A 12,605-nucleotide genomic window follows, 5' to 3' on the forward strand; every position below is an offset into this window, starting at 1 on the left:
TGGTGTCACTGCTCCTGGAGGTGCTGCCGGGTCGGGGGGAAGTCTGCGGTATCGGTGGTGTGTACGGCGAGGGTCCGGTCGGGATTCAGCCGTACGACGATGTGGCGGCGCCACGCCGTGTCGTCCCGGTCCGGCTCGTCCTCGCGCCAGTGGCAGCCGCGCGTCTCCTCGCGCAGCAGGGCCGCGGCGGCCAGGACACGGGCCACGCACAGGAGGTTGGTGGCCTCCCAGGTGTCGACGCCGGGCTCGGCCGTCTTGCCGTTCTCGGCCAGGGCGTCCCGGGCGTCGGCGTGCAGTTGCTGCAACTGGTCGGCGGCCCTGGACAGGGACCGGGCGGAGCGCAGCACGCCCGCGCCCCGGGTCATGATCCGCTGGATCGCGAACCGGGCCTCGGGGGCGAGCAGCGGGTGCGCGGGCCTCTCGGGCCGGTCGACGGGGGCGGGCACACGCGCGTGGAGGCCGGTGCGGCTCGCCGTGATGTCGGCGGCGATGCGCTCGGCGTAGACCAGTCCCTCCAGGAGGGAGTTGGAGGCGAGCCGGTTCGCGCCGTGCACACCGGTGCAGGCGACCTCGCCGCACGCGTACAGGCCCGGCACGGTCGTCCGACCCTGGGAGTCGGTGCGCACGCCGCCGGAGGCGTAGTGGGCGGCCGGCGCCACCGGGATGGGCTCGGTGACCGGGTCGATGCCGTGGGCTCGGCAGGCGGCCAGGATCGTCGGGAAGCGGTGCTCCCACATCTCGGCGCCGAAGTGCCGGGCGTCGAGGAACATGTGCTCGGCGTCCCGCTCCTGCATGCGGCGCGTGATGCCCTTGGCGACGATGTCCCGGGGCGCCAGCTCGGCCAGTTCGTGCTGCCCGGTCATGAAGCGCACGCCGTCGGCGTCGACCAGGTGGGCGCCCTCGCCGCGCACGGCCTCGGAGACGAGCGGCTGCTGGCCCTCGGCGTCCGGGCCGAGGAACAGCACGGTGGGGTGGAACTGCACGAACTCCAGGTCGCTGACCTCGGCGCCCGCGCGCAGAGCGAGCGCCACGCCGTCGCCCGTCGACACGGACGGGTTGGTGGTCGCGGAGAACACCTGTCCCATGCCGCCGGTCGCGAGGACGACCGCGGGGGCGTGCACGGCGCCCACGCCGTCGTGCTGGCCCTCGCCCATGACGTGCAGGGTGACGCCCGCCGTGCGGCCGTCGGCGTCGGTCAGCAGGTCGAGCACGAGCGCGTTCTCGATCGTGCGCAGGCCCCGCGCGCGTACGGCCTCGACGAGGGCCCGGGAGATCTCCGCGCCGGTGGCGTCACCGCCCGCGTGCGCGATCCGGCGCCGGTGGTGGCCGCCCTCGCGGGTGAGCGCCAGGTCGCCGGCCTCGGACTCGTCGAAGTGCGCGCCGGTCGCGATCAGGCGGCGTACGGCGTCGGGTCCCTCGGTGACGAGGATCCGCACGGCCTCCTCGTCGCACAGGCCCGCGCCCGCCACCAGGGTGTCGTCCAGGTGCTGTTCGGGGGTGTCGCCCTCGCCCAGGGCCGCGGCGATGCCGCCCTGCGCCCAGCGGGTGGAGCCGTCGTCGAGGCGTGCCTTGGTGACGACGACGGTGCTGAGGCCCTCGGCCTGGCAGCGCAGGGCCGCGGTGAGGCCGGCGACGCCGGAGCCGACGACCACGACGTCCGCGTCGATGGACCACCCGGGCGCGGGGGCGTGCAGTCGTATGCCTGTGCTGGTCACGAGGCGGCTCCGAAGGTCAGCGGGATGTTGTCGATCAGCCGGGTCGTCCCCACCCGGGCCGCGACGGCGAGGACGGCCTCGCCGGTGAAGTCGTCCTCGATCTCGGTGAAGTCGGACGGGTCGACGAGCGCGAGGTAGTCCAGGGCGAGCGGCGGGTCCACGCGCGAGGCGTCGTCCAGGATCAGCCGGGCGGCCGCGCGGACCGCCGACGGGGCTCCCGGCAGGGCCTTCGCGACCGCGTGCGCGTCGGCGGCCGCGCGGGACTCCCCGAGGGCGCTCAGGGCCTCGGCACGTGCGTGCGTGGCGGGCACTTCACGGGCCCGTGCGCGCAGCGCCTCCTGGGCCGCGTGCCGGTCGCGGCCCGCGAACAGGGCGCGGGAGAGCGCGAGTGCGGTGCGCCGTTCCCGCGGGGCGAGGTAGCGGTTGCGGCTGGAGAGGGCCAGGCCGTCGTCCTCGCGCACGGTGGGCACGCCGACGATCTCGACGCCGAAGTTCAGGTCGCGCACCATCCGGCGGATCAGCGCGAGCTGCTGGGCGTCCTTCTGGCCGTAGAGGGCGATGTCGGGGCGGGTGAGGTGGAGCAGCTTGGCGACGACGGTGAGCATGCCGTCGAAGTGGCCGGGGCGCGAGGTGCCCTCCAGGCGCTCTCCCATCGGGCCCGCGCTGATGCGCACCTGGGGTTCGCCACCGGGGTAGACCTCGTCGACGGAGGGCGCGAAGACGACGTCCGCGCCGGCGTCCTCGGCGATCTTGAGGTCGGCGTCCAGGGTGCGCGGGTAGCGGTCTAGGTCCTCGCCCGCGCCGAACTGGAGGGGGTTCACGAAGACGGTGACGACGACCTCGCCGTCCGGTCCGGCGATCTCGCGGGCGGTGCGGACCAGGGTGGCGTGGCCCTCGTGCAGGGCGCCCATGGTCATCACGACGGCCCGGCGGCCCACGCGCGCGCGTGCGTGCAGTTCGTCGGCGGTGCGCAGCAGGGTCGTGGTCATCGGCCGTCTCCCTCGGCGCCGTCGGTCCCGGTGGCGAGTACCCCGAGGAGGTCCTCGGCGAGTTCCGGCTTGAGCAGGCCGTGGGCCAGCGCCCGGTCGGCGGTCGCGCGGGCCATCGCCAGATAGCCCGCGACGGTCTGCGGGGCGTGCTCGCGCAGTTCCGTGACGTGCGCGGCGACGGTGCCGGCGTCACCGCGCGCGACGGGGCCGGTGAGGGCCGCGTCGCCCGAGCGCAGGGCGTTGTCCAGGGCGGCGCCGAGCAGCGGGCCGAGCATCCGGTCGGGGGCCTCGACGCCCGCCGAGCGCAGCAGCTCCATGGCCTGGGCGACCAGCGTGACCAGGTGGTTCGCGCCGAGCGCGAGGGCCGCGTGGTACAGCGGGCGCTTGTCCTCGGCGATCCACTCGGGCTCGCCGCCCATCTCGATGACGAGCGCCTCGGCGGCCAGCCGCAGTTCCTCGGGGGCGGTGACGCCGAAGGAGCAGCCCGCGAGGCGCTGGACGTCCACGGGCGTGCCGGTGAAGGTCATCGCCGGGTGCAGGGCCAGCGGCAGGGCGCCCGCGCGCAGGGCGGGGTCGAGGACCTTCGCGCCGTAGCGCCCGGAGGTGTGCACGAGCAGCTGCCCCGGCCGCACCGCGCCGGTGTCGGCGAGGCCCTCTACGAGGCGGGGCAGGGTGTCGTCGGGGACCGTCAGCAGCACCAGGTCGGCGCGCTGCAGGACGTCCGCGGGGGTGACCAGCGGGACGTCCGGGAGCATCAGCGCGGCCCGCCGTCTGGAGGCGTCGGAGACTCCGGAGACGGCCACCGGACGGTGTCCGGCGAGCTGGAGGGACGCGGCGAGCGCCGGCCCCACCCGGCCGGCGCCGACGACACCGACGGTGAGCCGCGCGGGGCGGTCCTTGCTGTCTGGCTGTTGGGCTGTACTCACGCGACGGCGGCCTTCCCGTTCCAGTCCGCATCTGGGTACCGGACGATTTCTCGTCATGTTAACGCGATCGGTTCGGGGGGCGTCCGGTTGTCCACAGGCTGTGGGTTTCTGTGGACCGTGCGTGCGGAAATCGGCGTGCCCGGGCTCGGGGGCGCACGAGATGATCCGCGCATGAGTGACAAACAGGAGCACGCGGCCGGGCGGACGGCGGACCAGGCAGGGCCGGAGCAGGTCACGGAGCAGGTCACGGAGGGGGAGCCGGCGGAGCGGGTCACGGAGGAGGAGCGGCTCCTGCGCCGCCGCGAGCGGCGCATCAGCGCCTACCGGAGGGCGGAGCGCACGCTGGCGCGCCTCGGACTGCTCGCGCCCCTCCGCGAGCGCCTGAAGCTGCTCGACGGGGCGCACACCTTCTACGACCTGGACGAGTCGTCCGACCTCTACGGCAACGGCGTCGTCGCGGCCCTGGAGGAGAAAGTCGCGGGTCTCCTCGGCAAGGAGGCCGCCGCCTTCTTCCCGACCGGCACGATGGCCCAGCAGGTGGCGCTGCGCTGCTGGGCGGGCCGCACCGGCAACCCCACCGTCGCCCTGCACCCCCTGGCCCACCCCGAGGTGCACGAGCGCGACGCCTTCCGGGAGGTCTCCGGTCTGCGCCCGGTCCATGTGACGAGCGAGCCGCGGCAGCCCACGGCCGACGAGATACGCGGCTTCGAGGAGCCCTTCGGGGCGCTGATGCTGGAACTGCCCCTGCGGGACGCCGGGTTCCTGCTGCCCACCTGGGAGGAGCTCACCGAGGTCGTGGAGGCGGCGCGCGAGCGGGACGCGGTGGTGCACTTCGACGGGGCACGCCTGTGGGAGACCACCGTCCACTTCGGCCGCCCCCTGGCCGAGATCGCGGACCTCGCGGACAGCGTCTACGTGTCGTTCTACAAGTCCCTCCAGGGCTTCGGCGGGGCCGCGCTCGCCGGCCCGAAGAGCCTGATCGAGGAGGCGAGGACCTGGCGGCACCGGTACGGAGGCACGGTCTTCCAGCAGTTCCCGACCGCCCTGTCGGCCCTCGCCGGACTGGAGCACGAACTGCCCAGGCTGCCCGAGTACGTGACCTGCGCGCGTGTGGTGGCCGCCGCGCTGCGCGAGGGCTTCGCCCGGGCCGGTGTGCCGTGGGCGCGGGTCCACCCCGAGGTGCCGCACACCTTCGACTTCCAGGTCTGGCTGCCGTACGGCGTCGACGAGCTCTCCGAGGCGGCGATCCGGCAGTCGGAGGAGACGGGGACGGCCCTGTTCACCAACCCCTGGGTCGAGAAGGGCCCCGGCCTGTCCATGACCGAGGTCTACGTCCGTGCCGCCGCCCTGGAGTGGACGGCGGCCGACGTGAAGGCGGCGGCCGCCGACTTCGTCGCCCGGCTGCGGGAGCTCGCCGGCCAGGGGTCAGCGGCTGGGGCGGGCCTGCCGGCGGGACCGGCGGCGCAGCGCGAGCCGTAACCGCGTCCCGGCGGGCCGCCCCGCCAGGACCGCCCGGAACCGCAGGTACTCGCGCAGGCCGCGCACGGCCTGGACGTCGTGGGTGCCGGGTGCGGGCGGGACGGGGGTGCCGAGGTGCCGGGCGCGGTAGGTGTCGAGGAGGTGCTGCTGGGTGATGCTCATGACCCCAGGCTGCGTCGCCGCGGCGGGCCGCGTCGCGTCGATTGACGGCCACCGTCAATCGGGGACGGCGTTGTCAGTGGCGGGGTGCACCATGAGGTCATGAGCGTGCGCATCGACATCGCGGGCCTGCGGCCGGAGAGCGTCGCCGTCGTGCCCTCGCCGCTGGCCGAGCTCGGCATGGCGCTGCACGCGCTGGCCGAACCGGGGCACCATCCGGGCCTCCAGGCCTGGGTGACGGGTGTGACCGCGCGGCTCGACCCGCATCTGGCCGACCGGATGTGCGAGGCGGACTTCCTGTGGCGGACGACCTTCTCGGACCTGTTCATGCCGTTCGCCGGCGTCGCGGGCCGCAGCACGCTTCCCGGGGCCTGCATCGCCGAGGACCTGGACCTGCTGGACAAGCTGACGGACGAGCAGTTCGTGGACGCGGCCCTGGAGTTCACGTGCGCGCTGCCGTACTGCTCGCACGGCCCGAGTGTGCTCTCCGACGGCGCCCTGCACCGGCGCGCCCTGGAGCTGGCCGCGTCGCGCGGACCGCGACAGGTGCGGTTCGCCGAGCGGCTGCTGTCCGACCCGCCCCGGATCCGGGCCTGGTTCCGGCAGTTCGTGGCGGACTGCGACGAGGCGTTCTTCGCGGACACCTGGTCGCGACTGCGCCACCAGCTCGCGGCGGACGCCCGCCACAAGACGGACCTGCTGCGCCGCAAGGGCCTCGCGGAGGCGCTGACCGCGGTGTCTCCGGCCGTCACCCTCGACGAGGCCGCCGGCCACATCACGGTCGACAAGCTGGGCATCGGACACAGCGCCACGGCCGGCGGCGGTCTGCTGCTGGTCCCCACGAGCCTGGGCTGGCCGCACCTGAGCGTCCTGCACCGGTACGGCTGGCAGCCCGCCCTGCACTACCCGGTCGGCTCCCCCGAGCTCGCCTCCCCGCCCTCGGTCGAGCAGCTGACCCTGCGGCTGACCGCGCTCTCCCATCCCGTCCGGATGCGTCTGTGCCGGCATCTGGCCCGCAGCGCCTACACCACCAGCGAGCTCGCCCAGGTGCACGGCATGACCGCCCCGGAGATATCCCGGCACCTGAGCGTCCTCAAGAAGGCGGGCCTGGTCACCACCCGCCGCCGCGGCCGGTACGTCCTGCACCAGCTGGACGTCACGGTGGTGGCCCGGCTCGGCAGCGACTTCCTGGAAGGGATATTGAGGTAGCCCGAGCCCGGGCCGGTTCCCGCCGGGCCGTGGCTCAGCCCTGGCCGCCCGCGCGCACCAGCCCCGTCTCGTAGGCGAGGACCACCACCTGCACCCGGTCCCTGAGTCCCAGCTTGGTCAGGATGCGGCCGACATGGGTCTTCACCGTCGCCTCGGACAGCACCAGCCGGGCCGCGATCTCGCCGTTGGACAGCCCCTGCGCGACCAGCACCATCACCTCGCGCTCACGGCCGGTGAGCCGCTCCAGCTCCTTGTGCTGGGATTCCTTGCCGGTGGTGGGCAGCATGGGGGCGAACCGGTCGAGCAGGCGCCGGGTCGTCGAGGGGGCGACCACCGCGTCACCGCTGTGCACCGAGCGGATCGCGGTGAGCAGCTCGCCGGGGGGGACGTCCTTGAGCATGAAGCCGGAGGCGCCCGCCTTGAGCCCGGAGAAGGCGTACTCGTCGAGGTCGAAGGTGGTCAGGATCAGCACCTTGGGCGGGTCGGGCTCCGAGCAGATGCGGCGGGTGGTCTCCACCCCGTCGAGCTTCGGCATGCGCACGTCCATCAGGACGACGTCCACGGCGGTCGCGCGCAGCACCTGGAGGGCCTCCACACCGTCCCCCGCCTCCGCGACGACCTCCATGTCCGGCTGGGCTGCGAGCACCATCCGGAACCCGGTGCGCAGCAGCACCTGGTCGTCGACGAGCATCACGCGGATCGTCATCGGGCCTCTTCCGTTTCCTCGGGGTCGTACGGGATGTCGCCAGGGGGCGTGACAGGTGTCAACAGGGGGCGCGCGTCGATGTCAATGCGCTGGTTTGAGCGGTAGCAGCGCGCTGATGCGGAATCCTCCGCCGGGACGGGGGCCCGCGTCCAGGGTGCCGCCGACCATGCCGACCCGCTCGCGCATGCCGATCAGGCCGTGGCCCGCGCCGTCGGCGCCGCCCTCCTCGTACAGCTCGTGCGGGGCGCCCTTGCCGTCGTCCTCGACGAGCAGGCCGAGGCCGTCGTCGAAGTAGACCAGGCGCACGCTCGCGCCCGCGTTGGGCCCGCCATGCTTGCGCGTGTTGGTGAGCGCCTCCTGCACGATGCGGTACGCGGTGAGCTCGACGCCGCTGGGCAGCGGGCGCGGGGTGCCCTCGATCTTGAAGTCGACGGGGAGCCCGGAGCCGCGGCACTGCTCGACGAGGTCCTCGATCTGCTCGACGTCGGGCTGCGGGACGTACTCGCCGCCCTCCTGGTGCTCGCCGGTGCGCAGCACACCCAGCAGGCGGCGCATCTCGGCGAGGGCCTGGCGGCCGGTCGAGGAGATGGTCTCCAGGGCCTTCTTGGCCTGGTCGGGCGCGGCGTCGAGCACGTAGGCGGCACCGTCGGCCTGGACGACCATGACGGAGACGTTGTGCGCGACGACGTCGTGCAGCTCGCGGGCGATCCGGGCGCGCTCGGCGGCGACGGCGACCTTGGCCTGCGCCTCGCGCTCCTTCTCCAGGCGGGCGTTGCGCTCCTCCAGCTGGGCGAAGTAGGCGCGGCGGGTGCGGATCGAGTCGCCGAGCACCCAGGCCAGGGCGAACGGCACGGCCTGGAAGATCACGATCGCGACATTGCCGAGCGGACCGGAGTGCTCGTTCGGCCAGCGCAGCTGCGCGAGGGGGGCCGCGCACAGGCCGGCCGTCAGCGCCAGCCGGGAGGCCCAGCGGGCGCCGGTGGCGGCCACCGTGTAGACGATCACCAGGAAGGCGAAGTCGGCGCTGATGATCTCCACGTCCAGCGCGAGCTGGGCCACGCCGAGCCCGACGGCCAGCAGGAGCATCTGCTCCGGCATCCGCCTGCGCAGCGCGACCACCAGGCACAGCAGCAGGACGATCGGAACGATCACCAGGGAGGACCCGGTCCCCTGGGACTCCCCGCGGGAGCTTTCGCTGGCGAGCGAGATCCCGAACAGGAAGACGGCCCAGAAGGCGTCCACCCCTGTCGGGTGCCTGCGGAGGAAGTCATAGAGGCGCTGCACGTAACCCAGCGTAGGGAAGCGTGATGTGTGCAGGGGTCAACCGGAGGACCGATCCGTACCGCCCGCGCGTACTCCCCAAGGTGGAGGCCTCGTTCCCCTGTGCGCCTAGCCTGACGGCGTGACCAATGACACGACCGGCGGCTGGACCGGCTGGCGGGCCGCCACCGAGGCCGCCCTCTACGGCCCGGACGGCTTCTACCGCAGGCCGGAGGGGCCCGCCGGACACTTCCGTACGTCCGTGCACGCCTCTCCCTTGTTCGCGGAGGCCGTGGCCCGGCTGCTGTGCCGCCTGGACGAGGCGCTGGGCCGGCCGGCCCGGCTCGACTTCGTCGACATGGCCGCGGGCCGGGGCGAGCTGGCCGTTGGAGTCCTCGCCGCGCTGCCCGCGGAGGTGAACGCCCGCACACGCGCGTACGCCGTCGAGGTCGCCGGCCGCCCCGCCGCCCTCGACCACCGGATCGAGTGGCTGTCCGAGCCGCCGAAGAACATCACCGGGCTGCTGTTCGCGAACGAATGGCTGGACAACGTCCCCGTGGAGATCGCCGAGACGGACTCCTCGGGCCTGCCGCGACGGGTTCTCGTACGACGCGACGGCCGCGAACGTCTCGGGGAACCGGTCGCCGGCGCGGAGGCCGAGTGGCTGGACCGGTGGTGGCCGCTGCCGGCCGAGGAGGGGCTGCGGGCCGAGATCGGCCTGCCCCGGGACGAGGCCTGGGCGTCGGCGGTGGCGACGGTCGGCCGGGGCCTCGCGGTCGCCGTCGACTACACGCACACCGCGTCCTCGCGCCCCCTGTTCGGGACACTCACCGGCTTCCGGGAGGGGCGCGAGAGCGCACCGGTACCGGACGGGTCGTGCGACCTCACGGCCCATGTGGCGCTGGACGCCTGCGCGCTCCCCGGAGGACGCGTGCTGACCCAGCGCGAGGCCCTGCGCGCCCTGGGCATCGAGGGCGCACGCCCCCCGCTCTCGCTGGCATCGACGCAACCCGCTGAGTACGTACGGGCGCTCGCGCGCGCCGGAGAGGCCGCCGAACTCACCGCGGCGGGCGGCCTCGGCGACTTCGGCTGGCTGATCCAGCCGGTCGGTGTCGACGGCCTACTTGTCGATGTCCCCAACCACGAAGAACAGTGACCCCAGGATCGCCACCATGTCCGCGACCAGGGTGCCCGGCAGCAGTTCGACCAGGGCCTGGATGTTGTTGTACGAGGCCGAGCGCAGCTTCAGCCGGTACGGGGTCTTCTCGCCCTTGCTGACGAGGTAGTAGCCGTTGATGCCGAGCGGGTTCTCGGTCCACGCGTAGGTGTGCCCCTCGGGTGCCTTGAGGACCTTCGGGAGCCGCTGGTTGATCGGCCCGGGCGGCAGCGCGGCGAGCCGGTCCAGGCAGGCGTCGGCGAGGTCGAGGGCGTTGTGGGTCTGCTCCAGGAGGACCTCGAAGCGGGCGAGGCAGTCGCCCTCGTCCCGGGTGACCACCTTCAGCGTGTCCTGGAGCTCGCCGTAGGCGAGGTACGGCTCGTCGCGGCGCAGGTCGAAGTCGACGCCCGAGGCGCGCGCGACGGGCCCGCTGACGCCGTACGCGTGGACGGTCTCCGGGGCGAGGACGCCCACGTCCCGGGTGCGACCGCGGAAGATCTCGTTGCCGAGCACCAGGTCGTCGAAGCGGTCCATGCGTGAGCGGACGGCCGAGACGGCACCACGCGCACGGGTGGCCCAGCCGGCCGGCAGGTCCTCCTTGAGGCCGCCGACGCGGTTGAACATGTAGTGCATCCGGCCGCCGGAGACCTCCTCCATGACGTTCTGGAGCACCTCCCGCTCCCGGAACGCGTAGAAGACCGGGGTGATGCCGCCGAGTTCCAGCGGATACGACCCCAGGAACATCAGGTGGTTGAGGACGCGGTTGAGCTCGGCGAGCAGCGTGCGCGTCCACACCGCGCGCGTGGGGACCTCCATGCCGAGCATCCGCTCCACGGCGAGGACCACGCCCAGCTCGTTGGAGAAGGCCGACAGCCAGTCGTGGCGGTTGGCGAGCATGATGATCTGGCGGTAGTCGCGCGCCTCGAAGAGCTTCTCCGCGCCGCGGTGCATGTAGCCGATCACCGGCTCCGCGCTCATGATGCGCTCGCCGTCCAGGACCAGCCTCAGGCGCAGCACGCCATGGGTGGACGGGTGCTGCGGTCCGATGTTGAGCACCATGTCGGTGCTCTCCGCGGCGCCGCCGATGCCGACCGTGGTCTCCGTCGTAGGAGTCATGGACACAGTCTCTCCTACGTACGCTGGCCCCATGGAGACGGGGAGCGGGCAGGACACTGAGGTCACGGGCGGCGAACCGGTGTGGATCGGGTTGCCGCCGGGCCTGCTGCGGATGCGGCGGATGCTGCTGGTGGTGTGGCTGGGACTGCTCGCCGTCGGGCTCGGGCTGCTGCTCGGTCTGCTCTGCGGGCCCTTCTGGGCGGCGTTCGCGCTGCTGCCGCTCGCCCTCGCCGGCTGGGGCTGGGTGGTACTCGGCCGCAACTGGCGCTCCTGGCGCTACGCCGAGCGCGCCAACGACCTGCTGATCAGCCGGGGTGTGCTGTGGCGCGAGGAGACCGTCGTGCCGTACGGCCGCATGCAACTGGTGGAGGTCACCTCCGGGCCCGTGGAGCGGCACTTCGGGCTGGCGAGCGTCCAGCTGCACACCGCCGCCGCCGCGACCGACGCGACCATCCCCGGCCTCGACCCGGCCGAGGCGGAGCGGCTGCGCGACCGGCTCACCGAACTCGGCGAGGCCCGATCGGCGGGCCTGTGACCACGCCGGGCGTCGACGACGCCGTGGCGGAGAAGCCGGAGAAGGAACCCGTCTCCGAACGGCGGCTGCATCCCATAACGCCGCTCAGGCGGGCGTGGGCGCCGGTCGCCGTCGTCATCGGGTGGGCCGTGCACGACCCCGACCAGGCGCAGCGCCAGCTCACCCGGCTGACGACCACCACTTTGCTGATCGCCCTCGCCGTCGTCGTCCCGGCCGCCGCCCTCTACGGCTTTCTCACCTGGTGGTTCACCCACTTCGCGGTGACCGACACCGAACTGCGCATCCGCACCGGCCTGTTGTTCCGGCGCACCGCGCACATCCGGCTGGAGCGGATCCAGGCGATCGACGTCACCCAGCCGCTCCTCGCGCGCGTGGCCGGGGTCGCGAAGCTCCGGCTGGACGTCGTCGGCACCGACAAGAAGGACGAACTGGCCTTCCTCGGGGAGGACGAGGCCCGGGCCCTGCGCGCGGAACTCCTCGCGCGTGCCGCCGGGTTCGCGCCCGAGACCGCGCACGAGGTCGGCGAGGCCCCGGCGCGCGAGCTGCTGCGCACACCCCCGCGCGATCTGGCGCTCTCCCTGGTGCTGACGGGCGCCACCTGGGGCGCGCTGGTCGCCGCGCTCGTCGTACCGCCGCTGCTGTGGTGGGCCACCCACAGTCTGTGGACGGTCCTCGCGACCGCCGTGCCGCTGCTCGGCGCGGCGGGGGCGAGCAGCGTGGGGCGGTTCGTCTCCGAGTACGACTGGACGGTGGGCGAGTCCCCGGACGGGCTGCGCATCGACCACGGCCTCCTGGACCGCACCCACGAGACGGTGCCGCCGGGCCGGGTGCAGACCGTACGGATCGTGGAGCCGCTGCTGTGGCGGCGGCGCGGCTGGGTGCGCGTCGAGCTGGACGTGGCCGGGTCGTCCAACTCCGTGCTGGTGCCGGTCGCCCCGCGCGAGGCCGCCGAGGCGGTCGTCGCGCGCGTGCTGCCCGGGGTGACCGTGCCGCCGCTGTCGGCGCTGGCGCGGCCCCCGCGCCGGGCCCGGCGGTGTGTACCCCTGTGGTGGCGCGGCCACGGACTCGCCGTCACCGACGCGGTGTTCGCCTCCCGGCAGGGGCTGCTGCGCCGGAGCCTGGCGCTCGTCCCGCACGCGAAGGTCCAGAGCGTACGCGTCACGCAGGGGCCCTGGGAGCGGCTGTGGCGGGTCGCGGACGTTCATGTGGACACGGGAGCGAACAAGACCGTCACGGCTCGTCTGAGGGACGCTCAGGAGGCCGCGGAGCTGCTCGGCGCGCAGGCGGAGAGGTCGCGGACGGGACGGAAAGGGGCACGGCCCGACCGCTGGATGGTCTGACCGTGCCCCGTCGGG

12 protein-coding genes are annotated in these 12,605 nt (G+C 73.7%); 5 read left to right on the forward strand and 7 right to left on the reverse strand.

Translation table 11 applies throughout. The features are described from left to right. Nucleotides 1–5: 5 nt before the first annotated feature. Genes AQI94_RS20610 through AQI94_RS20620 form a run of 3 tightly spaced genes read right to left on the reverse strand, consistent with a single transcriptional unit; the run spans nucleotide 6 to nucleotide 3,630 of the window. A complete protein-coding gene (locus AQI94_RS20610; RefSeq protein ID WP_031052503.1) occupies nucleotides 6–1,715 on the reverse strand; it encodes an L-aspartate oxidase in 1,710 nt (569 codons plus the stop codon). Further along, nucleotides 1,712–2,704: a pantoate--beta-alanine ligase gene (gene panC / locus AQI94_RS20615; protein ID WP_062229868.1), complete on the reverse strand. Its 993-nt coding sequence runs from the start codon at nucleotides 2,702–2,704 to the stop codon at nucleotides 1,712–1,714. Before panC ends, AQI94_RS20610 begins: the two co-directional genes overlap by 4 nt. Then, nucleotides 2,701–3,630: a Rossmann-like and DUF2520 domain-containing protein gene (locus AQI94_RS20620; protein WP_062229869.1), complete on the reverse strand. Its 930-nt coding sequence runs from the start codon at nucleotides 3,628–3,630 to the stop codon at nucleotides 2,701–2,703. Before AQI94_RS20620 ends, panC begins: the two co-directional genes overlap by 4 nt. A 171-nt stretch (nucleotides 3,631–3,801) precedes the next feature. Between AQI94_RS20620 and AQI94_RS20625 the strand changes: the two genes are divergently transcribed. Continuing rightward, the gene (locus AQI94_RS20625; RefSeq protein ID WP_062229870.1) at nucleotides 3,802–5,109 is read left to right on the forward strand and encodes a threonine aldolase family protein; all 1,308 of its coding nucleotides are present in this window, start codon (nucleotides 3,802–3,804) and stop codon (nucleotides 5,107–5,109) included. On the opposite strand, the gene AQI94_RS20630 is transcribed toward AQI94_RS20625, so the two are convergent. Continuing rightward, nucleotides 5,056–5,271, reverse strand: coding sequence for a hypothetical protein (locus AQI94_RS20630; RefSeq protein ID WP_031061329.1), 216 nt, complete (start codon nucleotides 5,269–5,271; stop codon nucleotides 5,056–5,058). The genes AQI94_RS20625 and AQI94_RS20630 overlap by 54 nt on opposite strands. A 99-nt stretch (nucleotides 5,272–5,370) precedes the next feature. On the opposite strand from AQI94_RS20630, the gene AQI94_RS20635 reads away from it, so the two are divergent. Continuing rightward, nucleotides 5,371–6,477: a DUF5937 family protein gene (locus tag AQI94_RS20635; RefSeq protein WP_031061332.1), complete on the forward strand. Its 1,107-nt coding sequence runs from the start codon at nucleotides 5,371–5,373 to the stop codon at nucleotides 6,475–6,477. Between the two features lie 34 nt (nucleotides 6,478–6,511). Here the strand turns inward: AQI94_RS20635 and AQI94_RS20640 are convergent, their stop codons facing one another. Together AQI94_RS20640 and AQI94_RS20645 are read right to left on the reverse strand one after the other, a co-directional pair. Further along, a complete protein-coding gene (locus AQI94_RS20640) occupies nucleotides 6,512–7,183 on the reverse strand; it encodes a response regulator transcription factor (RefSeq protein WP_031061336.1) in 672 nt (223 codons plus the stop codon). Between the two features lie 81 nt (nucleotides 7,184–7,264). Next, nucleotides 7,265–8,467: a sensor histidine kinase gene (locus AQI94_RS20645; protein ID WP_031061339.1), complete on the reverse strand. Its 1,203-nt coding sequence runs from the start codon at nucleotides 8,465–8,467 to the stop codon at nucleotides 7,265–7,267. Nucleotides 8,468–8,585: 118 nt separating this feature from the next. Between AQI94_RS20645 and AQI94_RS20650 the strand changes: the two genes are divergently transcribed. Beyond that, entirely contained in the window at nucleotides 8,586–9,599 is a 1,014-nt protein-coding gene (locus AQI94_RS20650; protein WP_031061341.1) for an SAM-dependent methyltransferase, read from the forward strand. On the opposite strand, the gene AQI94_RS20655 is transcribed toward AQI94_RS20650, so the two are convergent. Then, a complete protein-coding gene (locus AQI94_RS20655; RefSeq protein ID WP_031061345.1) occupies nucleotides 9,564–10,715 on the reverse strand; it encodes an NADH-quinone oxidoreductase subunit D in 1,152 nt (383 codons plus the stop codon). The two genes, AQI94_RS20650 and AQI94_RS20655, sit on opposite strands and share 36 nt — an antisense overlap. A 31-nt stretch (nucleotides 10,716–10,746) precedes the next feature. Here AQI94_RS20655 and AQI94_RS20660 point away from each other — a divergent pair, with 31 nt between their 5' ends. Together AQI94_RS20660 and AQI94_RS20665 are read left to right on the forward strand one after the other, a co-directional pair. Next, complete coding sequence (locus AQI94_RS20660) at nucleotides 10,747–11,250, forward strand: PH domain-containing protein (protein WP_031061349.1); 504 nt, start codon at nucleotides 10,747–10,749, stop codon at nucleotides 11,248–11,250. After that, nucleotides 11,247–12,590 carry a PH domain-containing protein gene (locus AQI94_RS20665; RefSeq protein WP_062229871.1) on the forward strand — a complete coding sequence of 448 codons (1,344 nt, stop codon included), beginning with the start codon at nucleotides 11,247–11,249 and terminating at the stop codon, nucleotides 12,588–12,590. The genes AQI94_RS20660 and AQI94_RS20665 overlap by 4 nt, the downstream gene beginning before the upstream one ends. Nucleotides 12,591–12,605 lie beyond the last annotated feature (15 nt).

The sequence above is a fragment of the Streptomyces pseudovenezuelae genome (assembly GCF_001513955.1).
Taxonomy (GTDB): domain Bacteria; phylum Actinomycetota; class Actinomycetes; order Streptomycetales; family Streptomycetaceae; genus Streptomyces; species Streptomyces pseudovenezuelae.

Bases quoted from the DNA above. Each gene is read 5' to 3' on its own strand.
- panC (WP_062229868.1), bottom strand. From the start codon at position 2,704: ATGACCACGACCCTGCTGCGCACCGCCGACGAACTGCACGCACGCGCG.
- AQI94_RS20635 (WP_031061332.1), top strand. From the start codon at position 5,371: ATGAGCGTGCGCATCGACATCGCGGGCCTGCGGCCGGAGAGCGTCGCC.
- AQI94_RS20625 (WP_062229870.1), top strand. From the start codon at position 3,802: ATGAGTGACAAACAGGAGCACGCGGCCGGGCGGACGGCGGACCAGGCA.
- AQI94_RS20660 (WP_031061349.1), top strand. From the start codon at position 10,747: ATGGAGACGGGGAGCGGGCAGGACACTGAGGTCACGGGCGGCGAACCG.
- AQI94_RS20640 (WP_031061336.1), bottom strand. From the start codon at position 7,183: ATGACGATCCGCGTGATGCTCGTCGACGACCAGGTGCTGCTGCGCACC.
- AQI94_RS20655 (WP_031061345.1), bottom strand. From the start codon at position 10,715: ATGACTCCTACGACGGAGACCACGGTCGGCATCGGCGGCGCCGCGGAG.
- AQI94_RS20630 (WP_031061329.1), bottom strand. From the start codon at position 5,271: ATGAGCATCACCCAGCAGCACCTCCTCGACACCTACCGCGCCCGGCAC.